The following is a 25,952-nucleotide window of genomic DNA, read 5'->3' on the forward strand; positions in this document are numbered from 1 at the left end:
GTGTTGCGCTCGATCAGCTTGGTCATGATGCCGCCCTTGGTCTCGATACCGAGGGACAGCGGGGTCACGTCGAGGAGCAGGACGTCCTTGACCTCACCCTTGAGGACACCGGCCTGGAGCGAGGCGCCGATGGCGACGACCTCGTCCGGGTTCACACCCTTGTGCGGATCCTTGCCGGTCAGTTCGCGGACGAGTTCGGTGACCGCCGGCATACGGGTCGAGCCGCCGACCAGGATGACGTGGTTGATGTCGGACACCTTGATGCCGGCGTCCTTGACGGCGTTGTGGAACGGCGTCTTGCAGCGCTCCAGCAGGTCGGCCGTCAGCTGCTGGAACTGGGCGCGGCTGAGCTTCTCGTCCAGGTGCAGCGGCCCCTCGGCCGACGCGCTCAGGTACGGCAGGCTGATCGTGGTCTCGGTCGTCGCCGACAGCTCGATCTTGGCCTTCTCGGCGGCTTCCCGGAGGCGCTGCGTGGCCATCTTGTCCTTGGTCAGATCGATGCCGTACGCGCTCTTGAACCGCTGCGTCAGGTGGTCGACGACCCGCTGGTCCCAGTCGTCGCCGCCCAGGTGCGTATCGCCGTTGGTCGCCTTGACCTCGACGACGCCGTCGCCGATCTCCAGCAGCGAGACGTCGAAGGTGCCGCCACCGAGGTCGAAGACCAGGATGGTCTGGTCGCTCTCCTTGTCCAGGCCGTACGCGAGGGCGGCGGCCGTCGGCTCGTTGACGATGCGCAGGACGTTGAGGCCGGCGATCTCACCCGCCTCCTTGGTGGCCGTGCGCTGGGAGTCGTTGAAGTACGCCGGCACCGTGATGACGGCGTCCTTCACGTCCTCGCCGAGGTAGCCCTCCGCGTCCCGCTTGAGCTTCTGCAGCACCCGCGCGGAGATCTCCTGGGCCGTGTACCGCTTGCCGTCGATGTCGCCCTGTTCGGGGAAGCGCCAGTCCGCCTCGCCCATGTGCCGCTTCACGGACCGCACCGTGCGGTCGACGTTGGTCACGGCCTGCCGCTTGGCGACCTCACCGACCAGGACGTCCCCGTTCTTCGCGAAGCCGACCACGGAGGGGGTGGTGCGGGCGCCCTCCGTGTTGGTGATCACCGTCGGCTCGCCGCCCTCCAGAACGCTGACCACCGAGTTCGTGGTACCGAGGTCGATACCCACTGCGCGTGCCATCGCCGTCTCCTCAGCTCACCGTCCACTCCCACAGGAGGTCCAGGACCGTGCGGCGCCGCGCCGTCGCGTCCACCGGTTCCACCCGGGTCGGCCCGGCCCACAGCAGGTCCTCGGCCGGCACGCGCCGCACGGCGCGGCCCCGGCGCGCCCGCCGGGCTTCGTCGTACGCGGCACGCCGGGCCGGATCGCGCAGGGTTCCGTAGGCCGCCACCACGTCGTCGAACTGCTCCCGGGCGGCCGACCGCTCGGCGTCGTCCCGGTCGGTGCGGTCGGGGTGGGCGTCGGGGTGCAGGGCGCGCACCCGCCTGCGGTAGGCGGAGGCGATCTGGTCGGCCGAAGCCATCGGCTCCACCCCGAGTACGGCGTAGTGGTCCCGGCCCGCCACGGTTCTCACCTCACTGACGTCCTCAAAAATGTGCATAGAACGTCGTCAGGCGCGTGTCAAGGTGCTCACTTCGCGGGGTTCGCGTCGCCGTACGCCTCGCCGCCCAACTCCAGCGAGGCGGTCCCGGCCGTCGCGTCCGCGAGCCAGGCGCGGAAGGTGTCGACGTCGGCGTCCGGCAGGCCGACCTCGATGGTGACGGCCTCGGCGTACCGCACGTCGCGCACGGCGCGGCCGGTCGCCCGCAGGTCGTTCTCCAGCTTCCCGGCCCGCTGGTGGTCGACGGTGACGGTGGCCAGGCGGAAGCGCTGCCGGGTCAGGGTGCCGAGCGCGTCGAGCGCCTCGCCCACCACACCGCCGTAGGCGCGAATGAGCCCGCCCGCGCCGAGTTTCACGCCGCCGTAGTAGCGGGTGACGACGGCGGCGACGTACCGGACCTCGCGGCGCATGAGCATCTGCAGCATGGGAACACCGGCCGTGCCGCCCGGCTCGCCGTCGTCGCTCGCCTTCTGCACGGCGGCGTCGGCGCCGATGACGTACGCGAAGCAGTTGTGGGTGGCGGTCGGGTGCTCCCTGCGGACGCGTGCGACGAACTCCTGCGCCTCCTGCTCGGTCGCGGCGGGCGCGAGGGCGCAGATGAAGCGCGATCGGTTGATCTCGGTCTCGTGCACGCCCTCGTGGGCGACCGTCCGGTACTGCTCCTGCATCCCGCCACCCTATGCGTACCGTGGCGGGGTAAGAGACGACGACCTCACGCGCAGGAGGCAGACGTGCCGAGCGAGACGCCGGAAGCGGACACCATCCGCAGGATCCTCACCGAGTCCGGTGACACCTGGGCGGTGGTGGGGCTGTCCACCAACCGGTCCCGCGCCGCCTACGGCGTCGCCGCCGTCCTCCAGCGGTTCGGCAAGCGCGTCGTGCCGGTGCACCCGAAGGCGGAGACGGTCCACGGGGAGCAGGGGTACGCCTCGCTCGCGGAGATCCCGTTCCCGGTGGACGTCGTGGACGTGTTCGTCAACAGCGACCTGGCGGGGGCCGTCGCGGACGAGGCGGTGGCGAAGGGTGCCAAGGCGGTGTGGTTCCAGCTCGGGGTGATCGACGAGGCGGCGTACGAGCGGACCCGGGCGGCCGGGCTCGACATGGTGATGGACCGCTGCCCCGCGATCGAGATCCCGCTGCTCAGCCCGCGCTGACCCCGAGTCCGTCGAGGACGACCGCGCCCGGCAGTTCCGCGAAGGTCTTGCCGGGCACGATGAGCTTGCCCCTGCGCCGGCCGCTGCCGATGAGGACCCACTCGGTGTCGACGACCGCGGCGTCCACGAGCAGCGGCCAGTGGGCGGGCAGCCTGATGGGGGTGATCCCTCCGTACTCCATGCCGGTCTCGCCGGTCGCCGTGTCCATGGGCGCGAAGGACGCCTTCCGGGCGCCGAGTTGCCTGCGTACGGCACCGTTGACGTCGACGCGGGTGCTGGAGAGGACGACGCACGCCGCGAGCGACGTCTCGCCGCCGCGCTTGCCCGCCACCACCACGCAGTCGGCGGATGTGTCCAGCAGGTCGCGCCCGTGGTGCTCGACGAAGACGGCCGTGTCGGCGATCGCGGGGTCGGTGTCGACGTACAGCAGCTGATCGGCGGGCACGGTCCCCCGCCAGGCCCGTACCGCGTCGGCGACGGGTGCGGTGAGCCGGTCGAGGCAGTCGGGGAGGGGTCGGGCGTGGCCGAAGTCTCCGATCGGTGCGCGCATGTGCGTCACGCCAACAGCGCTCGCCCCGGGGCCGGTTGGCCGTCTCAGCGTACGGGCGGGATGGAGACGGCCATGGTCATCTCGACCGTCTCCTCGCCGTCGTTGCGGTAGGCGTGCGGGACGTTGGACTCGAAGACGGCGGAGGTTCCGGCCGGTACTCGGTGGTCCACCCCGTCCACGACGAGGGTGAGCTCTCCCGCGGTGACGTGGAGCAGCTCGGTGGTGCCGTCAGGGTGCGGGTCGGAAGCGCTGACGTCGCCGGGCATCAGCGTCCAGGCCCACAGTTCGAGGGGGCCGCGGGCCTCGGCGCCGACGAGGAGGGTGGTGCTGCTGCCCTTGTCGGTGGACCACATCCGTACCGCCTGCTCCTGCGGTACGAGGCGGACGTGCGGGCCCTGCTCGTAGTCGAGGAGGGTGGTGATGGAGACGCCCAGCGCGTCGGCGAGCTTGACGGTGGTGCCGACGCTGGGGTTCGTACGGGCCTGCTCGATCTGGATGATCATGCCCCGGCTGACGCCCGCGCGGGCGGCGAGGGCGTCGAGGGTGAAGCCCCGCTCGCCGCGCCAGCGCTTGAGGTTGCGGGCGAGCGACTGCGTGAGCTGGTCCAGGTCCGACACATTCCGTCCAATATTTTGAATGACATAGTTCAATGAGTTGCACTACGGTGTGCTGCACCCCAACGTTCACCGCACTGTACTGCGAGGAAGCCATGACAGCACTGTTCGCCCTGGCCACCAGCGTCCTGTGGGGGCTGGCCGACTTCGGCGGCGGGCTGCTCTCACGGCGCACGCCCGCGCTGACGGTGGTCGTCGCCTCGCAGGTCATCGCGGTCGCCGTCCTGGGCGCCATCGTGGTCGCGACCGGCGGCTGGAGCGAGGCGGGACCCGGGCTCTGGTACGCGGTGGCGGCCGGGGCCGTGGGGCCGGCGGCCATGCTCGCCTTCTACAAGGCCCTCGCCCTCGGCCCGATGGGCGTGGTCTCGCCCCTCGGCTCGCTCGGTGTCCTCGTCCCCGTGTCGGTGGGTCTGCTGGTCGGCGACCGGCCGGGACTCCTCCAGTTCGCGGGCATCGGGGTGGCGGTCGTGGGCGTCGTCCTGGCGGGCGGACCGGAGCTGCGCGGGGCGCCGGTGCAGCGGCAGGCGGTGCTGCTGACGCTGGTCGCCGCGTTCGGGTTCGGCTCGGTGATGGCCCTGATCGCCGAGGCGTCCACCACTCTCACCGGGCTGTTCCTCGCGCTGTTCGTGCAGCGCGTCACCAATGTCGCGGTCGGCGGGGCGGCGCTGTGCGTCTCGGTGAAGCGGGGCGGGCGGGCCCTGCCGGAGGACGGCGGGATGCGGGTGGTGTGGGCGTCGCTGCCCGCGCTGGCGTTCGTCGGGCTGGCGGACGTCGCGGCCAACGGGACGTACGCGATCGCCGCGCAGAACGGTCCGGTCACCGTCGCCGCCGTGCTCGCCAGCCTCTACCCGGTGGTGACGGCGCTCGCCGCGCGAGGCGTCCTCAAGGAGCGGCTGCGCGCGGTGCAGGCCGCCGGGGCGGGACTGGCACTGGTCGGCACGGTGCTGCTGGCGGCCGGCTGATCAGGCGTCGTCCAGCTCGGCCAGCGCGACCAGTTGCTGCGGCGTGATCCCTTCGGGGACGGGTACGGGGGCGGGCGTACGCAGCGGGGGCTGCCAGCCGCTCTCGGCGTCCCAGCGCCGTACGACACGGGCCGGCGCCCCGGCCACCACCGCGTGGTCGGGCACCTCGCCGCGTACGACGGCGCCCGCGGCGACCACCACATTGCGTCCGAGCCGGGCGCCGGGGAGGATCACCGCGCCGGTGCCGAGCCAGCAGCCGGGACCTATCTCCACCGGTTCGGAGCGCGGCCACTGCCTGCCGACGGGCTCGTGGGGGTCGTCGTAACTGTGGTTGGTCGAGGTGATGTAGACGTACGGCCCGCAGAAGGTGTCCGCGCCGATGGTCACCGGCGCGTCGGCGACGACATGGCTGCCGCGCCCGAGGACGACGCCGTTGCCGAGGGTCAGGATCGGGTCGGGCCCGAGGTCCAGCCCGGGCATCATCCCGGCGGTGAGCGTCACCTGCTCGGCGATGATGCAGTGGTCGCCCAGCTCGATCCACTCCTCGCCGAACACCGTGCCCTGCGGGAACGCCAGCCGGGTGCCGGGGCCGAGCCGGCGGAAGCGCAGCCGCCCGGGACGCTCGGCGGTGACGGCGCCCGTCTCCTGCACCCATCGCCAGCCGCCGTGCACGGCCCGGCTGAGGACCCGGCGCCGCCAGGCGGCCAGGGATGAGAACGTGTTTCTGTTCTTCGGCACCCGGCCACGGTAATCGGCCAGGTCACGCCCGACCTGCGCCACGCGCTGTGATGTTCGCCCCACCGTCGCCGCCGTGGTCGCCGTCGCCTAACGTTCCCCTGGCGCGACGTGCGGAACCGAGGAGCAGACGATGACAGAGCGGCCGTTGATCACTGGAGTGGGCGGCAAGGAGCCGGATGTGCACCCGGACGCGTTCGCCGCGCCGACCTCCGTGGTGGTCGGCGAGGTGACGATGGCGGCCGGGTCGAGCGTCTGGTACCACGCCGTCCTGCGGGCCGACTGCGGCCCGATCGTCCTGGGCGCCGACTCCAATGTGCAAGACAATTGCACCGTACATGTGGATCCGGGGTTCCCCGTCACGGTCGGCGAACGCGTCTCGGTCGGCCACAACGCGGTCCTGCACGGGTGCACCGTCGAGGACGACGTCCTGGTCGGCATGGGCGCCACGGTCCTCAACGGCGCCCACATCGGCGCCGGATCGCTGATCGCGGCGCAGGCGCTGGTGCCACAGGGCATGCGCGTCCCGCCGGGCTCCCTGGTCGCGGGCGTGCCCGCCAAGGTCAAGCGGGAGCTGACGGACGAGGAGCGTGAGGGCATCAAGCTGAACGCCGCGATGTACCTGGAGCTCGCCCGCGCCCACGGCGAGGCGCATTCGTCCTGACGGCCGGCCTCGGCCGGTGGGTGCACCGCCGGCCGGATGCGCCCGCGGCCGCCCGCCGCCCGGGCGGTGGCGGAGGCCTCGCCGGGCTGCGGGGGGGGGCACGGCGGTGGTACCTGCAGCAGGGACGGGGGTACCTGCCGGTGGCCCGGGGGCCCTCCGGGCTCACCCTCGCGGTCGGCGGCCTGCGCCCGGGAGGCACGGGGGACCCCCAGCCGCGCCGTCGTCAGTCCGCGGCGGCGCCGACCGGTTCGCGGGTGGCGACTTCGGCGGCCGACCGGACCTCGGCCTGGGCCGCCGCCTTCTTGGCGCGGTTCTTGAGGATCAGCATGGACGTCAGGCCCACCAGGACGGCGAGGACGAGGCCCAGCCAGGAGAAGCGCTTCAGCCACGCCTCGGCCACCACGCCGACCGAGTAGATGACGGCCGTGGTGCCGCCCGCCCAGAGGATGCCGCCGAAGACGTTGGCGATGGCGAACTTCCAGTACGGCATGCGCAGCACACCCGCGAGCGGCCCGGCGAAGATCCGCAGGAGCGCCACGAACCGCCCGAAGAAGACGGCCCACATGCCCCACTTCTCGAACGACCGTTCCGCCATCGCGATGTTCGCTTCGCTGAAGTGCTTGGGGAACCTGCCCCCCAGCCAGGCGAGCAGCGGCCGGCCGCCCTTGCGGCCGATGGCGTAGCCGATCGAATCGCCGATGATCGCGCCGGCCGTGGCGCAGGCGCCCAGGATGTACGGGTTGATGTCGCCGTGCTGGGACGCGAGCAGCGCCGAGCTGACGAGGACGATCTCGCCCGGCAGTGGGATGCCGAGGCTCTCCAGCCCGATCACCACGCCCACCAGGACGTAGATGCTGACCGCGGGAACGGTCTCGAGCCACTCCTGGACGTGCAAAGCCGGTTCCTCCGTCGTCGTTCCGTGCTGCCCGGCGTGCGGCCGCGCACGCCGGGCAGCCTATCTGGTCACAGGGGGAGGACCTCCGCCCGAGCGGTGAGCAGGAGGTCGCGCGAGGAGGTGCCCAGCCGGACGGTTCGGGTGCCCGTTCCGAGCGCCCAGGTGTGGCGTACCGGGTCCCAGGAGGACAGGGTCCGGGCGGTGATCGGGACCGTGACGTGCCGGAACTGGCCCGGGCGCAGCTCGATGCGCCGGTAGCCGGCGAGGATCCGGGTCGGCTGGTCCAGCGTCAGGTCCGGTGACGGGCCGACGTACAGCTGGGCGACGGTGACGCCGGTGCGCCGCCCCGTGTTGCGGACGGTGAAGCGCGCCGTGAGGCCGCCGCCGGTCGCGGGGGTCACGGTGAGCCCGGCGTACGCGAAGGTGGTGTACGACAGGCCGTGCCCGAAGGGGAACAGCGGCTCGACACCCTCGGCGTCGTACCAGCGGTAGCCGGTGCGGACGCCCTCGGAGTACTCCTGGATCCCGCCGCTGCCGGGGTAGCGGCGGGGGTTGCCGGCCATGGGGTGGCGGGTGTCGGAGACCGGGAAGGTCTGGGTGAGGCGGCCGCCGGGGTCGGTGTCCCCGAAGAGCACGGCGGTGGTGGCGGCGGCGCCTTCCTGGCCCGGGTAGTACATCTGGAGCACTGCGCCGGTGCGGTCCAGCCACGGCATGGTGACGGCGGACGAGGTGTTGAGGACCACGGTGGTACGGGGGTTGGCGGCGGTCACCGCGTCGATGAGCGCCTCCTGGTGGCCGGGCAGCGCGAGGGTGGTCCGGTCGCGGCCCTCGGCGGCGTCCTCGTAGGCGAACAGCACCACGCTGTGCGCGGCGCGGGCCGCGCGTACCGCTTCGGCGACGTCCGCCGCGCGGGTGGCGGTGGTGATGCGGCGCAGCCGGAACAGCTGTCCCTGGGCGCCGCCGGTGGCGGTGACGCGCAGGGTGTGGCGTCCTGCGGTGAGGCGGAGGGTGCGGCGGCGGACCTTCAGGCCGTCGGGGGCGGTGGAGACGAGGCCGAAGCCGGCGAAGAGTTCGGCCTCGCGGTCCTGGGCGGCGAAGAGTTCGGTGCCGTCCAGGACGACCTTGGGGCGTTCGCCGTCGTAGTGGACGAGGAAGGTCCACTCGTCGGGTTCGTCGAGGTCGAGCGTGCCTTCGTAGGTGTAGGTCCGTCCGGGGCGGACGTGCTGTCCTTCGAAGGCCGCCCCGCGGACGGGGAGGGGCTTGCCGTAGAGGTCCTCGCCCAGGGCGTACGTGACCCGGGCGCCGTCGCCCGCCCGGGCGGTGATGGCGTCGAGTGGGCGCTCGGCCCGGTCGGGTACGACGTGGGCGCTGCCGCCGCCGGAGGCGAAGGGGACGGTGGCGGTGGGGCCGATGACGGCGACGGAGCGGGCGGCGGGCCCGGTGAGCGGGAGGGTGGCGTGCTCGTTGCGCAGCAGGGTGGCGCCCGCGACGGCGACCCGGTACGCGAGGCGCGCCCCGGACTCCCGGTCCCGGGCGGCGGGGCGGGCGGGTGCGGTGCCGTCGAGGAGGCCGAAGCGGCCCATGACGGTGAGGATCCGGCGTACGGAGCGGTCGACGGCGTCCTCGGGGACGGTGCCGTCCAGGACGGCCTTCTTCAGCGCGTCGCCGAACCAGCGGCCGGCGGGCATCTCCATGTCGAGGCCGGCGGTGAGGGACGGGACGGTGCTGTGGGTGGCGTCCCAGTCGCTCATCACCCAGCCGTCGAATCCCCACTGCTCGCGCAGGACACCGGTGAGCAGGGCCCGGTTCTCGCAGGCGTGGGCGCCGTCGACCTTGTTGTAGGCGCCCATGACCGCTCCGGTGCCGGCGGCGACGGCGGCCTCGAAGCCGCGCAGTTCCGTCTCGTGCAGGGCCTGTTCGCCGATCCGTACGTCGACGGTGGTGCGGTCCTTCTCCTGGTTGTTGAGGGCGAAGTGCTTGACGGTGGCGATCAGGCCCTCGTCCTGGATGCCCTGGATCTCCTCGGCGACGAGGTCGGAGGTGAGCAGCGGGTCCTCGCTGAACGTCTCGAAGTTCCGTCCGGCGTAGGGGGTGCGGATCAGGTTGACCATGGGCGACAGCAGGACGTCCTGCCCGAGCGCCCGGCCTTCGTGGCCGATGACGCGGCCGTAGTCGTGGGCGAGGCCGGGGTCGAAGGCGCTCGCCAGCATCACGGGGGCGGGCAGTGCGGTGGCGTGGGCCCTGACACGTACGCCCGCGGGGCCGTCGGCGAGTCGCAGGGGCGGGATGCCGAGCCTCGGTACGCCGGGGATCCAGCCGGCCTGGCCGAGGCTGCGGGGGTCCTTGGCGCCGTGCAGGAAGCCGAGCTTCTCGTCGAGGGTGAGCCGGGCGAGCAGGTCGTCGACGCGGCCACCGGCGGTGGGTGGTTCGGCGGCGCGGACCGGAGCGGGGAGGGGGCCGGTGGTGGCCGCCGCGACGGCGGCCGCTCCGGTGAGCAGGCGGAGCGTGGTCCTGCGTGAGAGGTTTTCTGACATAGGCGAACTATGCGCGTGAGACGTGGCATTTCAGGTGATGTGCCGTGGGACAGGGCCGCCCCCGCACCCGAAGAGGGGTGCGGGGGCGGTATTCACGCGCGCGTCCGACCACGCGCGCGCGAAGCGTGTCCACGCGCGTACGGACGGGTGGGGTCAGGAGTGGGGGCGGAGGGTCCAGATGATGGTCATCTCGCCCGTCACCGCGCCGTCCTCGCGCGTGATCGCGATGTTCACCGGGAACTCGGGGCGCCGGCCGGCGTCCAGTTCGGCGACGACCTCGGCCTTGGTGCGGCCGAGCGTCGCGGTGGCGGTGACGGGGCCCATGGCGAGCTTCTTGTAGCCGATCTCGGCCTTGACGGCGAGCGGCACGGCCCGGTTCATCTGGTCACCGAACGCGCCGATGACGATGGCACCGCTGGCGGACTCGCCCAGCGTGAACATCGCGCCCGCGTGCGGGCCCCCGACGTGGTTGTGGAATGCGCCCTGGTCCGGGAGGCGGAGCACCGCGCGCTCGGCGGTCGCCTCGACGACCTCCAGGTTCAGGGTCTTGGCCATGGGAACGGTGGCCAGCAGCATCTCGCCGATGTTCGGCAGGGTCTCGGACATGCCCTGAAGTTACCAGGCAGTAGCAAGCGCGGGAAGCCATGCGGGGCGCCTCCTCATGGGGGCGGGCGTGGCACCCGTCACCGGGCCCCTCTATGGTTACTCGCCATGTGGCCAGGACAGCAGCCGCCCGGGGGCGAGCAGAACCCGCAGGACCAGAACCCGTACCAGCAGCCGGGGTACCCGCAGCCCAACCCGTACCAGCAGCCCGGCACTCCGCCGCCGCAGCCCGGTTACGGCTACCCGCAGCCCGGGCAGCCCGGCCCGCCCGGGTACCAGCAGCCCAACCCGTACCAGCAGCCGACCGTGCCGCAGTACCAGGTGCCCGGTCAGCCGCCGGGCGCGCCGCTGCCGCCGCCGCGGAACGCCGACGACAAGAAGAAGACGACCATCGTCGCGATCGTCGCGGCGACCGCCGTGGTCGTGGCCGCCGGTGTCACCGGGTTCCTGGTGCTGAAGGACGACGACAAGAAGACGACGGCCGGCGGGGACCCCAAGCCCGCGCCGAGCGCGCCGAAGTCCTCCGAGGCCGCCCCCTCGCCGACCGACAACCCGCGCGACGGTTCCGGCGGGGCCCAGCCCACCTTCCCCGGGTGGAAGGTCGTCCACAACCCCAAGCGCAGCGCCCAGTTCGACGTGCCGGCCGACTGGGAAGTCGTCGGTGCGGGGACCAGCGTCGGCTTCGAGGACGAGAAGAAGGGCGACGGCAGCTCCGTCGTCATGATGTCCGCCCCGGCCGAGTACAAGAGCAAGTGGTGCGTGGAGGACGCCAACAAGGACGGCCGCCAGGAGGAGAACGGCCTCGCCATGGTCGGCACCAAGGGCGGCCAGGGTGCGAAGGACACCGCCGAGGCGGCCTACAACGAGGCGGGCAACTGGGTGTGGGCGGGCTACGCGCAGACCGAGCCCAAGGGCACCGTCAAGGTGACCAAGGCCGTGCCGTACACGACCACGTCCGGGCTGACCGGACACGTCGCCACGGCGACCGCCCTGAACACCAAGAAGGAGAGCAAGTGCGACACGGACGGCAAGTCCATCGCCTTCTCCTTCAAGAACTCCAAGGGTGACTTCGTCAGCTGGGTCCTGTACGCCAACACCGGCGTGGCGGGCGAGGTGCCGGAGGCCACCATCCAGAAGATCCTCGCAACGGTACGACTGGCAGAGGGCGGGTCCTGATCGTTCCGGGCCGTCATCGGTTTGGCACGGGAGTGCCTCTCCGGGGATAGTCCCGGAGTGAGTACTCCCGCCAACGCGCCCCGAAGGCGCCTGTGTCCCCGGCGCCCCGAGTGGGCCGGACGCAACTACACCCTGCTGACCGCCGCCACGATCGTCACCAACCTGGGCACCCACGGTGCGCTGATCGCGGCGGCGTTCGCGGTGCTGGAGTCCGGCGGGGACAGTGGTGACGTGGGCCTGGTCGCGGCGGCCCGCACCCTGCCCCTCGTGCTTTTCCTGCTCATAGGCGGCGCGATCGCCGACCGGCTCCCCCGCCATCGGGTCATGGTCGCCGCCAACGCGCTCAACTTCGCTTCCCAGGCCGTCTTCGCCGTCCTGGTCCTGGCGGGCGATCCGCAGCTGTGGCAGATGATGCTGCTCACCGCCCTGTGCGGCACGGGGCAGGCGTTCTTCAACCCGGCCGCCGAGGGCATGCTGATGTCCAGCGTCAGCGGGGAACAGGCCGGCCGCGCCTTCGCACTCTTCCGGATGGCCATGAACGGCGCGGGCATCGGTGGTGCCGCGCTCGGCGGCGCGATGATCGCCGCGTTCGGTCCCGGCTGGGTGCTCGCCGTCGACGCGGCGGCGTTCGCCGTGGCGGGCGCGCTGCGCGCCTTCCTCGACGTCAGTCACATCGCGAAGCGCGAGCCCGGGGGCGGGCTGCTGTCCGATCTGCGGGAGGGCTGGCAGGAGTTCGCGGGGCGGCCCTGGCTCTGGGCGATCGTGGCGCAGTTCTCGGTGGTCGTGGCGGTGGTCGGGGCGGCCGAGTCCGTGTACGGGCCGCTGGTCGCCAAGGACGAGCTGGGCGGCGCCCGGCCATGGGGCCTGGCCCTCGCGGCGTTCGGCGCGGGCACGGTCGGCGGCGCGCTGCTGGCCATGCGCTGGAAGCCGCGCCGGATGCTCCTGGTCGGCACCCTGTGTGTCTTCCCGCTGGCGCTGCCGTCCGCCGCACTGGCCGTGCCGCTTCCGGTGGGTGGCCTGATCGCGGCCATGTTCGTCTGCGGTGTCTCGCTGGAGATCTTCGGTGTCGCGTGGATGACCGCCCTGCACCAGGAGATCCCGGAGGACAAGCTGTCGCGGGTCTCGGCGTACGACTGGTTCGGCTCGACGGCGATGCTGCCGCTGTCGACGGCGCTGGCCGGACCGGCGGAGAACCTGTTCGGGCGGTCCCAGGCGCTGTGGGGCTGCGCGGCACTGGTGGTGCTGGTGACGGCGCTGGTGCTACTGGTGCCCGACGTACGCAATTTGACGCGGCGCACGAAGGAGGTCACCGGTCGGGCGGACCGGAGATCAGCCGATGCCGAAGGCCCCGTCGGGCGGCTCGGGTGACGCGACCGCGTCCTCGTCCCGTACGGCCCGCGCGTCGCCCGTGAACCGGGCCAGCGACGCACCGTGCTCCACGCGCGCCGGGAAGGCGTCGGCGGCCGCCCGCCGGGCCAGGCGCGCGGTGTCGATCTCCCGGTGCGAGGCGACGAGCACGGCGTTGCCGAACCGCCGGCCGCGCAGCACGCCGGGCTCGGCGATCAGCGCGAGGTGCTCGAACACGGCCGCGAAGGTCGCCAGCTGGGAGCGGAGGAACCCGAAGGGCGCGCCGTCCGCGAGGTTGGCCACGTAGACCCCGTCCGGTCGCAGCACCCGCTCCGCGGCCCGCGCGTAGGCGAGGGACGTCAGGTGCGCGGGCACCCGCGACCCGCCGAAGACGTCCGCGATCAGCACGTCGGCCGACCGCGCGGGCGCCGCCTCCAGCCAGGCCCGGGCGTCCGCGCCGTGCACGGTGATCCCGCAACCGGCCGGCAGCGGCAGGTGCTCGGCCACCAGCGCGATGAGCCCCCGGTCGGCCTCGACGACGTCCTGGCGGGAGCCGGGCCGGGTGACGGCCAGCCGGCGGGGCAGGGTGAGCGCCCCGCCGCCCAGGTGCACCACGTCGAGCGGCTCGCCTTCGGGCGCCGCGCAGTCCACCGCGTGGGCGAGCCGGCGGGCGTACTCGAACTCCAGGTGCGTCGGGTCGTCCAGGTCGACGTACGACTGTGGCGCGCCGCCGATGGTGAGCAGCCAGGCCCGGTCGCGGTCCACGTCGGGCATGAGCTTGGCGGTGCCGTGGTCGACAGCGCGGAGGACGGGCAGGGGCTCGGGCCGGGGCTGGTTCACCGCCTCATTGTGCCCACACGGCGGCGGCGGCCTCCGCATGGGTGACGGCCGCCCGTCCGCACCCGGCGCCTCGGGTGCGGACGGACGGTCACCCGGGTCCGGACGGGAGCCCAACGGCCGTACGTTGGTGCGTCATTGGTCGCACCTGGCACGATGCGGATCATGACGCAAGACATACAGGCCCGCGGGGAGGCGCTCGTCGCCGCCGCGCTCGCCGGTGACGCGAAGACCGCCCGCCGGCACACCGACTTCTTCGTGCTCGGCCATCACGTGGACGAAGGCATCCCGTACTGGGAGCGGGCGGTGGCGGCGGGCGACGCCTTCTCGCACTACACCCTTGCCCGGTACCGGAAGATCCGGGGCGACCGGCCGGCGGCGGAGGCGCTCTACCGCGCCGTCGCCGACCGGAACGCGGACTGCGCCTACGGACTCGGGGTGCTGCTCAAGGAGAACGGTGACCCCGAGGCCGCCGAATGGTTCCGGCGCGGCTGGGAACAGGGCCGCAGTCTGAACTGCAAGATCGAGCTCGGCAAGCTGCTCGCGGCCGAGGGGCGACTCGACGAAGCGCCGAAATTCCTGATGAGCGACATCGACCTGGGTGACATCGCGGTCTTCCGCTGGGTGAAGCTCTTCGAGTCGATCCGCGAGGACTTCGACCGCGTCGCGGCGGACCTCGACGCCGCCGAGGCCGCCGCGGACGGGGACGCCGCGGCCGAGGCGCTGCGCCCGCTGTTCGACCTCGAGAAGCACTTCCGCGACTACCCGGGCCTGACCACCGAGGCCGCGGGCTACTACCGCAGGGCCTCCGCGCTCAGCGCCTCCGCCCGCGTGGACCACGCCGTGTTCCTCACGGAGACCGCCGGCGACGCGTCCTGGCCCGAGGCACGCCTCCTGCTGGTCCAGGCCCACGAGGAGGGCTACGAAGGCGCCGCCTACGCCCTGGGAGTCCTGCACGAGCAGCGCGGCGACCTCGGCGACGCCGAGCACTGGTACGCCCTCGCGGCCGCCGACGGGCACCCGCCCGCCCAGTGGAACCTCGGCCTCCTCTGCAAGCGGCAGCGGCGGTTCGAGGAGGCCGAACGGTGGTTCCGGGAGGTCGGGGAGGACGACGAGGACGTCGTCGCGCAGCTCGACCGGATCGCCGCGATCCGCGAGGGCGGCACGACCGCTCCCGGCAAGGACCTGCGCCGGCTGCCCGGGCTCCGCGAGCGGGCGGAAGCGGGTGACGTCCACGCCTCGTACGCGTACGGGAAGATCCTCGGCGACTGGGCCGGAGCGGCCGACCGCCACCTGGTCCGCTGGATCGAGCCCGCCGCGCTGGCGGGCGACCCCGAGGCCGCGTACGACCTCGCGGAGCTGTACGGGTCACTGCGCAAGCCCGTCCTGCGCGACCACTGGTACTGGCAGGCCGCCGAGGCGGGCCACCACGGTGCGTGCAACGAGATGGGCTGGCTCTCCGAGTACCACAAGGACTACCAGGAGGCCGAGCGCTGGTACGTGCGCGCGGCGGACGACGGGTCACCGCTCAACGCCATGCTCGCGGGCAGGTTGAAGGCCCAGCGCGGCGCGTACGCCGAGGCGGAACCGTTTCTCCGCCTGGCCTGGGAACAAGGCGGCGACTCCTCGTACGGGACGGAGGCCGCGGGGTACTACGGACTGGTCCTGCACCGGCTGGGCCGTCTCGCGGAGGCCGTCGAGCCGCTGCGGACGGCCGCCGCACGCTGGGACGACGACGTGCGCACCCGTTACAGCCCGGACGACTTCGTCGTGCTGGCCCGGATGGCCGACCCGGACGAGGAGCTGGCCGCCGTGGAGGCGGCGCTGGCGGGGTGACGGCGCCGGCGGGGCCGGGCCGCTCGCCCCGAACAGCCCGGTCCTTGCGCCCGCGGTCCGCGGCAGCCCACCCCTGTGTGCTGCCGCGGACCGCATCCCCCCGCAAGGGCGTCGAGCGCCCCACCTGACCGGGGCTCACCGCCGGGCGGTGGGGCACCGGACGAAGGGGCGTGTCAGAGCACTTCCGTCACCGTCCCGGCGCCGACGGTGCGGCCGCCCTCGCGGATCGCGAAGCCGAGGCCCGCCTCCAGGGGGACGTCACGGCCCAGTTCGACGGTCATGGTGACCGTGTCACCGGGGCGCGCGACGGCCGCCTCACCGAGGTCGACGTCACCGACGACGTCCGCGGTCCGGATGTAGAACTGCGGCCGGTACCCGGTCGTGACGGGGGTGGTACGACCCCCCTCGCGCCCGGACAGGACGTACACCTGCGCGGTGAAGCGCCTGCTCGGTACGACACTGCCGGGCGCCGCCACCACATGGCCGCGGCGTACCGCGTCGCGTGGGACGCCGCGGAGCAGCAGCGCCACGTTGTCCCCGGCCTGGGCGGAGTCCATGGGCTTGCCGAAGGTCTCCAGACCGGTGACGACCGTCTCCGTGTCCGCGCCGAGCACCTCCACCCGGTCGCCGATCCGCACCGTGCCGCGCTCGACGGCGCCGGTGACGACCGTGCCGCGGCCGGTGATGGTGAGCACGTTCTCGACCGGCAGGAGGAACGGCGCGTCCACGTACCGCACGGGCATGGGCACATACGTGTCCACGGCGTCCAGCAGCGCCTCGATGGCGCCCGTCCAGCGCGGGTCGCCCTCCAGGGCCTTCAGCCCCGAGACCCGTACGACGGGGACGGCGTCGCCGCCGTACCCGTGCGCGCTGAGCAGCTCCCGCACCTCCAGCTCCACGAGGTCGGTGAGCTCGTCGTCCCCCGCGTCGGCCTTGTTGAGGGCGACGACGATGTGGTCGACGCCGACCTGGCGGGCGAGCAGGACGTGCTCGGCGGTCTGCGGCATGATCCCGTCGAGCGCGGAGACGACGAGGATGGCTCCGTCGAGCTGGGCGGCCCCGGTGACCATGTTCTTGACGTAGTCGGCGTGGCCGGGCATGTCGACGTGCGCGTAGTGGCGGGTGTCGGTCTCGTACTCGACGTGCGCGATGTTGATGGTGATACCGCGCTGCGCCTCCTCGGGCGCCCGGTCGATCCGGTCGAACGGCACGAAGGTGCCGGTCCCGCGCTCGCTGAGGACCTTGGTGATGGCGGCGGTCAGAGTGGTCTTGCCGTGGTCGACGTGGCCCATGGTGCCGATGTTGAGGTGCGGCTTGGTGCGCACGTATGCCGTCTTGGGCATGGCTGTCTGCGGTTCCTTCCCGGAACAAGAAGCGATGGGGGTCCCCCCTGCTCGAGCGAAGCCGAGAGCTTGGGGGAGGGACCCCTGGGCCTTGCCGACCCTCCCCCTGCGGGGTCCACCGGACGATCCGGGAAGGGTCAGCTTCGGGCGCCGTCGAGAACGGCCGGGACAGCGAATGCGGCAGCCTTCGGCGCGTCCGCGACTGCGGACGGCGCTGCGGGGAAGGCGTACCGGAACATGCGCTGATCATGGCTCAGCGCGAAGTGCGCGTCGACCGAATTTCGTGGTGTGCGGGGCCGGTGGTGCCGGTGGGGCCGGCGAGGCGGGCGGATCGTGCGTGAGGCGGGCGTTACGGCGATCACGGGGCGCCGTCGGTTAGTCTCCCCGGATGCTCGACCCCGTAGCCAGGCCCCAGGCCGGTCTCGCCGTCCGCTGTTCCCGCGCTCTGCTGTCGCCCTGGTCGCGGCTGTCGCTGCTGCTCCTGGTTCTCGCGGCCGCGGCGGTGACGGTGGTGCTGTACGAGCCACAGCGGTTGCTGTCGGCGGGCTGGCCGCCGCAGGTGAGCGGTGCGGGCGCGGTGGTGCTGTTCGCGCTGGCGTACGGCCTGTGCACCGCCGCCTTCGTGCCGAGGCCGATCCTGAACCTGGCGGCCGGTGCGCTGTTCGGCTCGCAGGCGGGGCTCGTCGCGGCTGTCGCCGGGACGGTGCTGGGCGCGGGGATCGCGTTCACGCTGGGGCGGCTGCTGGGGCAGGACGCGCTGCGGCCGCTGCTGCGGGGGCGCTGGCTGAAGGCGGCGGACGGGCAGCTGAGCCGGCACGGGTTCCGTTCGATGCTCGCGATCCGGCTGTTCCCCGGGGTGCCGTTCGCCGCCGCCAACTACTGCGCCGCGGTGTCGCGGATGGGGTACCTCCCGTTCCTGCTGGCCACCGGGCTCGGGTCCATCCCGAACACGGCGGCGTACGTGGTGGCGGGGAGCGAGGCAGCGTCGCCGACCTCGCCCGCCTTCCTGTTCGCGATGGGGTTCATCGTGGTGAGCGGGACGGCCGCGGCGGTGGTCGCCTGGTGCAAGCGGCACCGCCTGCGCGGCCAGTAGGTTTCACGGCGCCGAAGATCCGGGGGCGGCTCCCGGTCCGCACGCTCGGGGGCGGGGTGCTCGGGGGCGAGGCGCTCGGGACCGCCCGCCTCCGCCGCCTCGTCGACGCGGGCATCCTGGAGAAGGTCCCGTACACGACGAGCCGCCGACGGTGGTCGAGCACGCGTGCCGTGCCCCGCTCCGCCCGGTCGTGGTCTGCGGCTGCTGCGGCGAGGAGGCCCGCGGCGACACCCTGACCCCCGCATGTGCGGGCTCCCGGCTGGACGACGGCGGGCTCTGTCGAGACCTGAGAGGGGCTCATTCATCTAAGGGCTGTACGCTGCGCACCGACCGGCCGTCGATCAACGGCCCCCTCATTGACCGCACGAGCACATTCGGGACGGCCCTAGCCCCATGAATTGGTTCGAATCGCTCATCCTCGGACTTGTCCAGGGGCTGACGGAGTTCCTCCCCATCTCGTCCAGCGCCCACCTGCGCCTCACCGCGGCCTTCGCGGGCTGGCACGATCCGGGCGCGGCGTTCACGGCGATCACCCAGATCGGTACCGAGACGGCCGTACTGATCTACTTCCGCAGGGACATCTCGCGGATCGTCTCCGCCTGGTTCCGCTCGCTGACGAACAAGGCGATGCGCAGCGACCACGACGCACAGATGGGGTGGCTGGTCATCGTCGGCTCGATCCCGATCGGTGTGCTGGGCGTCACCCTCAAGGACCACATCGAGGGCCCCTTCCGTGATCTGCGCCTGATCGCCACCACCCTGATCGTGATGGGCATCGTCCTGGGCATCGCCGACCGGCTCGCGGCCCGCGTCGAGGAGGGCGGGCGGCACCGTGCCGCGCCGGAACGGAAGACGCTGAAGGACCTGGGGGTGAGGGACGGCCTCATCTTCGGCATGTGCCAGGCGATGGCGCTGATCCCCGGCGTGTCCCGGTCCGGAGCGACCATCAGCGGCGGCCTGCTGATGAGCTACACCCGTGAGGCGGCGGCCCGGTACTCCTTCCTGCTCGCCATCCCGGCGGTACTGGCGTCCGGCCTCTTCGAGCTGAAGGACGCGAGCGAGGGCGGGCATGTGTCCTGGGGCCCGACGATCTTCGCGACGGTCATCGCCTTCGCTGTGGGCTACGCGGTCATCGCGTGGTTCATGAAGTTCATCACGACCAGGAGCTTCATGCCGTTCGTGATCTACCGGATCCTGCTCGGACTGGTGCTGTTCGCACTGGTCGGGCTGGGTGTCCTCAGCCCGCACGCCGGGGAGTCGGGCGGCTGACCCGGCGCGGGAGCTTCGTCACAAAAGGGCCCCGGAAGTAGCCGGACCGCCCGCCCCTCCGCCTACGCTGGGTGCCATGACCCGATCCCCAGCCGAGCTGCCCACACCGGATGCCGACGCCTTGAACGCGGCGATCCGGGAATTGTGGGTGCGCTCCGGCGGGCAGCTGTCGGCGGACGAGCAGCGGATCTACAGCGCCCTGGTTCTCCAGTGGGCCCGGACGTCGCAACGGGGCGACGTCGCGCGGGCCGCGTAGCACCCGCCGGCGTCGCCGCAGGCCGCCTCGCCGCGGGCCGCCTGTCCCCAGGCCCGCCTCGTCCGGCGCTGCGACGCATCCCCGGCGCAGGTCTTCGTCACCGGACCGCTGCTCATGCCGGGGCCCGGACAGCCGCGCCGTAGCCGCTCCTGAGGCTGCCGCCCGAACGCCGAGTCCGGCGAACCGGCGCCGCTCCCCCTGCCGTCGATCGGGTCCATGGCCGTCTGCCCGGTCGTCGCCGTGGCCGGCCGCCGGCTCTCGGGCATCGACGACTCGATCTCGACGAGGCCGTCCGCACTCCCGCCGTACCGTCCCGCCGTACCGGAGTGGCGGGACCTCGCTCCGTGACGGGCCGGGGCCGCCGGCGGTCCGAAGCCGCGGGCGGTCCGGAACCTTGGCGGTCCGGGTTCCGGGCATGGGCGGGGCCGCCGGCAGGGGGGTGACCGGCGGCCCGATGCCCGGGTCCTCCGTCCCGAACACGTACGGAGAGCGTCCCGCGCCAGGCGGGTCGGCGCGAGGGCGCGCGGCGCATATATGCACGCATTCCGTTCACACCCCGTGTGAACCGCGTCGCGGGTGCGTCATCCCGGCTGCGATCACGCGCCGTGCGGCGCACCCTGGTGCCATGGCCTGGCAGGCACCCGTCGTCGGGCACCGCCCCTCCCCCGGCGGTGGGCGGCGCGTGACCATACGCGGTCGGATCGTGGGGCTCGCCCACAACGACGCGGACCTCGTCGAGTTCCTCCGCCGCGCCGGGCTGGACGAGGCCGACATCTCGCTGGACGACCCGCACCTCGTGGAGTGGCGCGGTGGCCGGGCCCACCATTGGGAAGCGGCGTGAAGGCCGCTGCTCAGGACGGGCGTGCAGGGCTCTTGGCCCGCGGCTCCCGCTGGCCGACACTGAAGCGATGACGCAGCGCGTGGACCTCGCGACCGTGATGGACCGGTTCGCCATCGACGAAGTGGTCACCCGGTACGCGGTGGCGGTGGACGACGCGGACTGGTCCGCCTACCGGGAGCTGTTCACGGTGGACGGGCACGCCGACTACCGGGGCGCGGGCGGCGTCGCGGGCCGGGCGGGTGAGGTCGCGGACTGGCTGGCGGAGACGATGCGGCTGTTCCCGGTACGCCAGCACCTCATCGTCAACCGGCGGGTGGACATCGAGGACCTGGGCGGCTACCCGGGCGACAGCGCCGAGGCACTGGCCGACTATGTGAACCCCATGCGCATGGAGGCGGGGGACGACTTCGTCTCGGGCGGGCGGTACACGTTCGCCCTGGTGCGCACCGACGGCGGGTGGCGGCTGCGCACGGTGGTGGTGCACGAGAAGTGGAGACGCGCTCCGGGCGTACTGTCGGCGGAATGACCGGCTCCCGCACACTGGAGGCGTCAGGGGTGCCTCCACTGCGTGAGGAGACGCGGGATGCGGAATGCGGCCGGCGGCCAGGGCGGTACGGGGCGAGTGCTGAGGTCCCCGTGGTGGCGGGGCGCGGCCGCCGTGGGGGCCGGGGCGCTGCCCGCGCTCGCGTTTCCGGCGCCGTCCCTGTGGTGGTGGGCGTACGTCGCGCTGGTGCCCTGGATGCTGCTGATCCGTACGGCGCCCACCGGCCGCCGCGCGGCCCTGGACGGCTGGCTGGGCGGCATCGGTTTCATGCTGGCCGTCCATCACTGGCTGATGCCGAGCCTGCATGTGTTCATCCTGCTGCTGGCCGCGCTGGTCGGGCTGTTGTGGGCGCCGTGGGGTCCGCTGGTGCGGCTGATGCTCGCCGGGGCACCGTCACGCGCGCGTGGAGCGGCCGCTCTCGCCGTTGTGCCGTCGGGCTGGCTGATGGTCGAACTGGTCCGGTCCTGGGAGGGGTTGGGCGGCCCGTGGGGCCTGCTGGGGGCCAGCCAGTGGCAGGTGCCGCCCGCGCTGCGGGTGGCGTCGCTGGGCGGCGTGTGGCTGGTGACCCTGCTCGTGGTGGCGGTCAACACGGCGGTGACCCTGCTGGCGTCGGTTCGCACCCTGCGTGCGACGGCGGTCGCCGGACTCGTGGTGTGCGCGGTCGCCGTGGGGGCGGCGGCGTGGTGGGTGCCGGCCCCACAGCCGACCGGGCAGGTGGTCCGGGTCGCCGTCGTACAGCCGGGTGTGATCAACGGGGTGGGCGGTGCGGAGCGGCGGTTCGCGCGGGGCGAGGAGCTGACGCGGGAGCTGGCCGGCCGGGGCGACGTGGACCTGGTGGTGTGGGGCGAGAGCAGTGTCGGCGCGGACCTGACGGCACGGCCGGAGTACACGGACCGGCTGGCGGCGCTCTCCCGTGAGGTCGGCGCCGAGGTACTGGTCAATGTGGACGCGCGCCGCTCGGACCGGCCGGGCATCTACAAGAGCAGCGTCCTGGTGGATCCCGAGGGCACGACCGGTGACCGGTACGACAAGATGCGGCTGGTGCCGTTCGGCGAGTACGTCCCGTTCCGGTCGGTGCTGGGCTGGGCCACCTCGGTGGGCAAGGCGGCCACCGAGGACCGCAGGCGCGGCGAGCGTCCGGTGGTGATGACGGTCGGGGAGCGGGGGCTGCGGCTGGGCCCGCTCGTCTGCTTCGAGACGGCGTTCCCCGACATGAGCCGTCACCTGGCCCGTGAGGGGGCGCAGGTGCTGGTGGCGCAGTCGGCGACGTCGACGTTCCAGCACAGCTGGGCGCCCGGGCAGCACGCGTCGCTGGCGGCGCTGCGGGCGGCGGAGACCGGGCGGCCGATGGTGCACGCGACGCTGACCGGCGTGAGCGCGGTGTACGGGCCGGACGGTGGCCGCGTCGGCGCCCCGCTCGGTACGGACCGCAGTGCGGCCGCCGTGTACGAGGTTCCACTGGCCGACGGGACGACTCCGTACGTCCGGTTCGGTGACTGGCCCGTGTACGGGGCGCTGGCCGTGCTGGCCGCGCTGTGCGCCGTCGAGGGTCGCCGGGTGGTCAGGCGGCGGCCTGCTCCAGACACTCCCGTACCACCCGTTCGCACACCTCATGGGTCGCGAGTGCGTCCCGGGCGCTGAGGGTCTTCCCGGCCCGTACGGCGTCGAGGAAGGCGTGCACGGTCTGTTCGATGCCGCGCTGGCGGGCGACCGGCACCCAGTCGCCGCGCCGCCGGACGCTGGGCTGGCCCTTGTGGTCGATGACGTCGGCGAGGTTGAGGACCTGGCGCTTGGTGTCCTGCCCGGACACTTCGAGGATCTCCTCGGTGGAGCCGTTCATCCGGTTCATCATGCCGATCGCGGTGAAGCCGTCGCCGGACAGCTGGAGCACGACATGGTGCAGGAGGCCGTCGCGGATCCGGGCACGTACGTCGGTGTGCTCGACCTGGCCGGGCAGGAGGAAGCGCAGCGTGTCGACGACGTGGATGAAGTCGTCGAGGACGAGGGTGCGCGGGTCCTCGGGCAGGCCGATCCGGTTCTTCTGCATGAGGATGAGCTCGCGCGGGTGGTCCAGGCACTGCGCGTAGGCCGGTGCGAGGCGGCGGTTGAAGCCGACGGCGAGGCTGACGCCGTGCCGCTCGGCGAGCTGCACCAGGCGCCGGGAGTCGTCGAGTTCGTACGCCAGGGGCTTGTCGACGTACGTCGGCACCCCCGCCTCCAGCAGCCGGGTCACGATCTCGGCGTGCACGGATGTCGGGGCGTGCACGAACGCGGCGTCGAGCCCGGCGGCGAGCAGCGAGTCCAGGTCGGAGTGACACCGGCCGGCGGGCACGTGGTAGGTCTCGGCGACCCGTGTGAGGGTTGCCGGGGTGCGGGTCTGGAGGTGCAGTTCGGCGCCCGGGACGGTGGCGAGCACCGGCAGGTACGCCTTCTGTGCGATGTCGCCGAGTCCGATGCAGCCGATCTTCACAGTGCTCTCCCTATCGCCGTACGCACCTGTCCTCACGCCCCTGCGCCCGGTCAGAATACGTGTGCTGGGGAGGCCGCCAGTCGGCGATGCCGTCGAAGGTGCGCAGCGCGAGGCCGGGGCCGAAGCGGGCGAGAGTCATCAGGGTCTCGCGGATGGTCACGGCCGGGGTGCTGGTCAGGGACACCAGCCGGGCGATGCGGGCGGACTTGCGGACGATGCCGGTGGTGCGGGGGATGCGCGCGGCGGAGTACGCGGCGAGGCCGGCGCCGATGTCGTGCTGGGGCGGCAGGTGGTGGGCGAGCACGATGCCGTCCTCGATGGCCTGGTTCCCGCCCTGCCCGAGGGTGGGCGCCATGGGGTGGGCGGCGTCGCCGAGGAGGGCGGTCCGGCCGCGGTGGAAGGCGGGCAGCGGGGTGGTGAGGTGGCGGACGTCGTGCCGGAGGACCTGGTCGGGCGCGACGGCGCCGATGATCGCGGGGACGGGGTCGTGCCAGGTGCCGAACCGGCGCAGCAGTTCGGCGCGTTCGTCGTCGGGGGCCTGGCCTCCGGCCGGTGCGGCGGCGGCCGCGTAGGCGTAGACGCGGCCGTCCTTGAGCGGCTGGGTGCCCCACAGGGCGCCGCGGCCCCAGGTCTCGTGCGGGTGGAAGGGCCGTTCGGGGGCGGGGACGACGACGCGCCAGGTGGTCAGGCCCGCGTACTCGGGTTCGGGGTGGGTGGGGAACAGGGCTGACCTGACGGCGGAGTTGATGCCGTCGGCGCCGATGACGAGTTCGGCCTCGATGTCGCCGTCCGGGGTGGTGACCACGGCGCGGCGACCGGTGGTGGGCGATCCCGCCGCGGTGAGCGTGGCGGGCGCGCCGGTGCGAACGGTTCCGGTCGGCAGGCGGGAGGCGAGGGCGTCGATGAGCGTGGCCCGGTGGACCAGGACGAGCGGGTCGCCGAACCGGTCGGCCGCGGCCCGCGCGGTCGTACGGGCGAGCCAGCGGCCGCTCGGGGCGCGCATGCCGCCGTCGCCCTGCCACGCCGCGAGGGCGCGGATCTCGTCACCGAGGCCGATGACGTCCAGGGCACGCAGCGAGTTGGGCGCCAGGCCGATGCCCGCGCCGACGGGCTGGAGCGACCCGGCGCGCTCCAGGACGGTGACGCGCCAGCCGCGCCGGTGCAGGGCGACGGCGGCGGTCAGTCCGCCGATGCCGCTTCCGACGACGACGGCCAGGGGCGGGGCGGTTCGGTTGTTCATGGCTCCTCCGGGAGGCCGGAACTACATCTGTAGTGACATCGTCACCGTACTACGGATGTAGTGCGGGCGGTAGGTTGTCCGTATGACCGCACGTGCCGACCTGATCGCCGACGCCGCCCTGTCCCTGCTCGCGGAGCGGGGCATGCGCGGGCTGACCCACCGCGCGGTGGACGAGGCCGCGGGGCTGCCCCAGGGCTCGACGTCCAACTACGCCCGCACCCGGCAGGCGCTGCTGGAGACGGCGGTTCGGCGGCTCGCCGACCGGGAGGCGCAGGTGCTGGCCATGGAGGAGATGCCGGCTCCCGGCGAGGGCCTCGACGCGCTGGTGGACGCGCTCTCCCTGGCGCTGCACCGCTACCTGACCGGCCACCGCGACCTGCTCGTCGCGCGCTACGAGCTGGGGCTGGAGGCGACCCGGCGCCCCGAGCTGCGCGCGTTCTACGACGAGACCGGGCGACGGTTCCGGGGACCGCTGACCGCGCTGATGGGAGCGGCCGGATCGGAGCAGCCGGAACGCCACACCCTGTCCTTGGTGGCCTGGTGCGAGGGGCTGATGTTCTCCTGCGCGGTGGGCTCGTTCCACTCCGCCGTACCGAGCCGGGAGGAACTGCGCACGGGGTTCGGCGAGTTGCTGAACGGGATGCTCGGCGTCCGCCCCGGGGCCGACGCTGATCATCCGGCGGTCACAACCATCACCCGTGCGGAGCAATAACCGCGGGTAGCGATCCCCAAGGGGGCGGTCAGCGACCACAGTTACCGGGTGCATCGAACCAGAATCACCGCGAAGGTCCTGGCGACCGTGGCCGTGGCGGCCGTCTCCGGCTGCGTGTCGGTGGACCCGGGCCCATCTCCCCTACCGGGCGCCCCGGAGACGAGCCGCCCGTCCAAGGAGGTCGCGCCGCAGATCGTCGAGGGCCCCGCGCGGGAGGCCCTGGAGGCAGCGCTGCCGCCCACCCAGGCGCCCGCACCGCGGCCCCCGTCCCCGGGCACGCCCCACCGCACGCCGACCGCCGCGCCGACCGCCACCCCGCGCGCCGCGCCACCCGCCGACCGACCGGCCCGGCTCCCGTCGACGGAGCGGCTCCGCGAGCAGCTCCCCCGTGTCCCTCCCCCGGCCGTGCCCTCCCTCCCGGCCACGGTCCCGGACGTATGCGCCCTCGGCCGAAGCTACGGCGACTGGGCGCCCGACAGTCGCCAGGCCCAGCTCTGCCGGGAGGCCTACGGCCACTGACCCCCGCCGCACGAGGACCGCCCCCGGCCGGCCACCCGGCCAGGCGGGGCGCCCCCTCGGGCCCGCGGAACGCCCACCGTGAGGAGCTTGACCCCCATCTGCGCGGCGCGCGCCGGCTGGACGTAGGGGTCGTAGGCGACGATCTTCATGCCGAAGGCCGAC

The 25,952-nt window shown here is 73.1% G+C and carries 28 protein-coding genes; 15 read left to right on the plus strand and 13 right to left on the minus strand.

What is annotated here, in order from left to right:
* From dnaK to ABT360_RS30730, 3 genes are all read right to left on the minus strand, one after another.
* Positions 1 to 1,175, minus strand: a 1,175-nt coding sequence (gene dnaK, locus ABT360_RS30720; RefSeq protein WP_351823690.1) for a molecular chaperone DnaK, incomplete at its 3' end; no start/stop codon positions are given.
* A 10-nt stretch (positions 1,176 to 1,185) separates the two neighbouring features.
* Positions 1,186 to 1,560: a J domain-containing protein gene (locus ABT360_RS30725; protein WP_351823693.1), complete on the minus strand. Its 375-nt coding sequence runs from the start codon at positions 1,558 to 1,560 to the stop codon at positions 1,186 to 1,188.
* 65 nt (positions 1,561 to 1,625) lie between these two features.
* Positions 1,626 to 2,264 (minus strand): YigZ family protein, encoded by a 639-nt coding sequence (locus ABT360_RS30730; RefSeq protein WP_351823696.1) that lies wholly within the window; start codon positions 2,262 to 2,264, stop codon positions 1,626 to 1,628.
* A 63-nt stretch (positions 2,265 to 2,327) separates the two neighbouring features.
* Here ABT360_RS30730 and ABT360_RS30735 point away from each other — a divergent pair, with 63 nt between their 5' ends.
* Positions 2,328 to 2,750 carry a CoA-binding protein gene (locus ABT360_RS30735; RefSeq protein ID WP_351823699.1) on the plus strand — a complete coding sequence of 141 codons (423 nt, stop codon included), beginning with the start codon at positions 2,328 to 2,330 and terminating at the stop codon, positions 2,748 to 2,750.
* On the opposite strand, the gene ABT360_RS30740 is transcribed toward ABT360_RS30735, so the two are convergent.
* A complete protein-coding gene (locus tag ABT360_RS30740) occupies positions 2,737 to 3,300 on the minus strand; it encodes a YbaK/EbsC family protein (RefSeq protein ID WP_351823702.1) in 564 nt (187 codons plus the stop codon). The two genes, ABT360_RS30735 and ABT360_RS30740, sit on opposite strands and share 14 nt — an antisense overlap.
* A 44-nt stretch (positions 3,301 to 3,344) precedes the next feature.
* Positions 3,345 to 3,917: a helix-turn-helix domain-containing protein gene (locus ABT360_RS30745; RefSeq protein WP_351823705.1), complete on the minus strand. Its 573-nt coding sequence runs from the start codon at positions 3,915 to 3,917 to the stop codon at positions 3,345 to 3,347.
* Positions 3,918 to 4,009: 92 nt separating this feature from the next.
* Between ABT360_RS30745 and ABT360_RS30750 the strand changes: the two genes are divergently transcribed.
* Positions 4,010 to 4,876 carry a DMT family transporter gene (locus ABT360_RS30750; RefSeq protein ID WP_351823708.1) on the plus strand — a complete coding sequence of 289 codons (867 nt, stop codon included), beginning with the start codon at positions 4,010 to 4,012 and terminating at the stop codon, positions 4,874 to 4,876.
* Here the strand turns inward: ABT360_RS30750 and ABT360_RS30755 are convergent, their stop codons facing one another.
* Positions 4,877 to 5,614: an acyltransferase gene (locus tag ABT360_RS30755; RefSeq protein WP_351823711.1), complete on the minus strand. Its 738-nt coding sequence runs from the start codon at positions 5,612 to 5,614 to the stop codon at positions 4,877 to 4,879.
* Positions 5,615 to 5,744: 130 nt separating this feature from the next.
* Between ABT360_RS30755 and ABT360_RS30760 the strand changes: the two genes are divergently transcribed.
* Entirely contained in the window at positions 5,745 to 6,275 is a 531-nt protein-coding gene (locus ABT360_RS30760; RefSeq protein WP_351823714.1) for a gamma carbonic anhydrase family protein, read from the plus strand.
* A gap of 223 nt (positions 6,276 to 6,498) precedes the next feature.
* On the opposite strand, the gene ABT360_RS30765 is transcribed toward ABT360_RS30760, so the two are convergent.
* The 3 genes from ABT360_RS30765 to ABT360_RS30775 form a co-directional block, all read right to left on the minus strand.
* The gene (locus ABT360_RS30765; protein ID WP_351823717.1) at positions 6,499 to 7,170 is read right to left on the minus strand and encodes a DedA family protein; all 672 of its coding nucleotides are present in this window, start codon (positions 7,168 to 7,170) and stop codon (positions 6,499 to 6,501) included.
* 68 nt (positions 7,171 to 7,238) lie between these two features.
* Positions 7,239 to 9,704 carry a beta-glucosidase family protein gene (locus tag ABT360_RS30770; protein WP_351823719.1) on the minus strand — a complete coding sequence of 822 codons (2,466 nt, stop codon included), beginning with the start codon at positions 9,702 to 9,704 and terminating at the stop codon, positions 7,239 to 7,241.
* Positions 9,705 to 9,857: 153 nt separating this feature from the next.
* A complete protein-coding gene (locus tag ABT360_RS30775; RefSeq protein ID WP_351823722.1) occupies positions 9,858 to 10,310 on the minus strand; it encodes a DUF4442 domain-containing protein in 453 nt (150 codons plus the stop codon).
* 105 nt (positions 10,311 to 10,415) lie between these two features.
* Here ABT360_RS30775 and ABT360_RS30780 point away from each other — a divergent pair, with 105 nt between their 5' ends.
* Both ABT360_RS30780 and ABT360_RS30785 read left to right on the plus strand, forming a co-directional pair.
* Positions 10,416 to 11,483 carry a hypothetical protein gene (locus ABT360_RS30780; protein ID WP_351823724.1) on the plus strand — a complete coding sequence of 356 codons (1,068 nt, stop codon included), beginning with the start codon at positions 10,416 to 10,418 and terminating at the stop codon, positions 11,481 to 11,483.
* Positions 11,484 to 11,540: 57 nt separating this feature from the next.
* Entirely contained in the window at positions 11,541 to 12,851 is a 1,311-nt protein-coding gene (locus tag ABT360_RS30785; protein WP_351823727.1) for an MFS transporter, read from the plus strand.
* Here the strand turns inward: ABT360_RS30785 and ABT360_RS30790 are convergent.
* The gene (locus ABT360_RS30790) at positions 12,813 to 13,709 is read right to left on the minus strand and encodes a spermidine synthase (RefSeq protein ID WP_444852351.1); all 897 of its coding nucleotides are present in this window, start codon (positions 13,707 to 13,709) and stop codon (positions 12,813 to 12,815) included. The genes ABT360_RS30785 and ABT360_RS30790 overlap by 39 nt on opposite strands.
* Positions 13,710 to 13,832: 123 nt before the next feature.
* On the opposite strand from ABT360_RS30790, the gene ABT360_RS30795 reads away from it, so the two are divergent.
* The gene (locus ABT360_RS30795) at positions 13,833 to 15,503 is read left to right on the plus strand and encodes a tetratricopeptide repeat protein (protein ID WP_351823730.1); all 1,671 of its coding nucleotides are present in this window, start codon (positions 13,833 to 13,835) and stop codon (positions 15,501 to 15,503) included.
* Positions 15,504 to 15,676: 173 nt separating this feature from the next.
* Here the strand turns inward: ABT360_RS30795 and tuf are convergent, their stop codons facing one another.
* Positions 15,677 to 16,846: an elongation factor Tu gene (gene tuf, locus ABT360_RS30800; protein ID WP_351823733.1), complete on the minus strand. Its 1,170-nt coding sequence runs from the start codon at positions 16,844 to 16,846 to the stop codon at positions 15,677 to 15,679.
* A gap of 388 nt (positions 16,847 to 17,234) precedes the next feature.
* Between tuf and ABT360_RS30805 the strand changes: the two genes are divergently transcribed.
* From ABT360_RS30805 to lnt, 7 genes are all read left to right on the plus strand, one after another.
* Complete coding sequence (locus ABT360_RS30805) at positions 17,235 to 17,939, plus strand: TVP38/TMEM64 family protein (protein ID WP_351823736.1); 705 nt, start codon at positions 17,235 to 17,237, stop codon at positions 17,937 to 17,939.
* 393 nt (positions 17,940 to 18,332) lie between these two features.
* Positions 18,333 to 19,208, plus strand: coding sequence for an undecaprenyl-diphosphate phosphatase (locus tag ABT360_RS30810; protein WP_351823739.1), 876 nt, complete (start codon positions 18,333 to 18,335; stop codon positions 19,206 to 19,208).
* Positions 19,209 to 19,284: 76 nt separating this feature from the next.
* On the plus strand, positions 19,285 to 19,464 hold the full coding sequence (locus ABT360_RS30815) for a hypothetical protein (RefSeq protein WP_351823742.1): 180 nt from the start codon (positions 19,285 to 19,287) through the stop codon (positions 19,462 to 19,464).
* A 216-nt stretch (positions 19,465 to 19,680) separates the two neighbouring features.
* On the plus strand, positions 19,681 to 19,812 hold the full coding sequence (locus tag ABT360_RS30820) for a hypothetical protein (protein ID WP_351823745.1): 132 nt from the start codon (positions 19,681 to 19,683) through the stop codon (positions 19,810 to 19,812).
* Between the two features lie 277 nt (positions 19,813 to 20,089).
* Entirely contained in the window at positions 20,090 to 20,305 is a 216-nt protein-coding gene (locus ABT360_RS30825; protein ID WP_351823748.1) for a hypothetical protein, read from the plus strand.
* Between the two features lie 67 nt (positions 20,306 to 20,372).
* Positions 20,373 to 20,831: a nuclear transport factor 2 family protein gene (locus tag ABT360_RS30830; protein WP_351823751.1), complete on the plus strand. Its 459-nt coding sequence runs from the start codon at positions 20,373 to 20,375 to the stop codon at positions 20,829 to 20,831.
* A gap of 57 nt (positions 20,832 to 20,888) precedes the next feature.
* Positions 20,889 to 22,490, plus strand: a complete 1,602-nt coding sequence (lnt, locus tag ABT360_RS30835; RefSeq protein WP_351823754.1) for an apolipoprotein N-acyltransferase — start codon at positions 20,889 to 20,891, stop codon at positions 22,488 to 22,490.
* Here lnt and ABT360_RS30840 read toward each other — a convergent pair.
* Positions 22,411 to 23,319, minus strand: a complete 909-nt coding sequence (locus tag ABT360_RS30840) for a Gfo/Idh/MocA family protein (RefSeq protein WP_351823757.1) — start codon at positions 23,317 to 23,319, stop codon at positions 22,411 to 22,413. The genes lnt and ABT360_RS30840 overlap by 80 nt on opposite strands.
* A 10-nt stretch (positions 23,320 to 23,329) precedes the next feature.
* Positions 23,330 to 24,559, minus strand: coding sequence for an FAD-dependent monooxygenase (locus ABT360_RS30845; RefSeq protein ID WP_351823760.1), 1,230 nt, complete (start codon positions 24,557 to 24,559; stop codon positions 23,330 to 23,332).
* Between the two features lie 82 nt (positions 24,560 to 24,641).
* On the opposite strand from ABT360_RS30845, the gene ABT360_RS30850 reads away from it, so the two are divergent.
* Both ABT360_RS30850 and ABT360_RS30855 read left to right on the plus strand, forming a co-directional pair.
* Positions 24,642 to 25,271: a TetR/AcrR family transcriptional regulator gene (locus ABT360_RS30850; RefSeq protein ID WP_351823763.1), complete on the plus strand. Its 630-nt coding sequence runs from the start codon at positions 24,642 to 24,644 to the stop codon at positions 25,269 to 25,271.
* A 48-nt stretch (positions 25,272 to 25,319) separates the two neighbouring features.
* Positions 25,320 to 25,790, plus strand: coding sequence for a hypothetical protein (locus tag ABT360_RS30855; protein WP_351823766.1), 471 nt, complete (start codon positions 25,320 to 25,322; stop codon positions 25,788 to 25,790).
* Positions 25,791 to 25,952: the final 162 nt, after the last annotated feature.

The sequence above is a fragment of the Streptomyces sp. NPDC000229 genome (assembly GCF_040300825.1).
Taxonomy (GTDB): domain Bacteria; phylum Actinomycetota; class Actinomycetes; order Streptomycetales; family Streptomycetaceae; genus Streptomyces.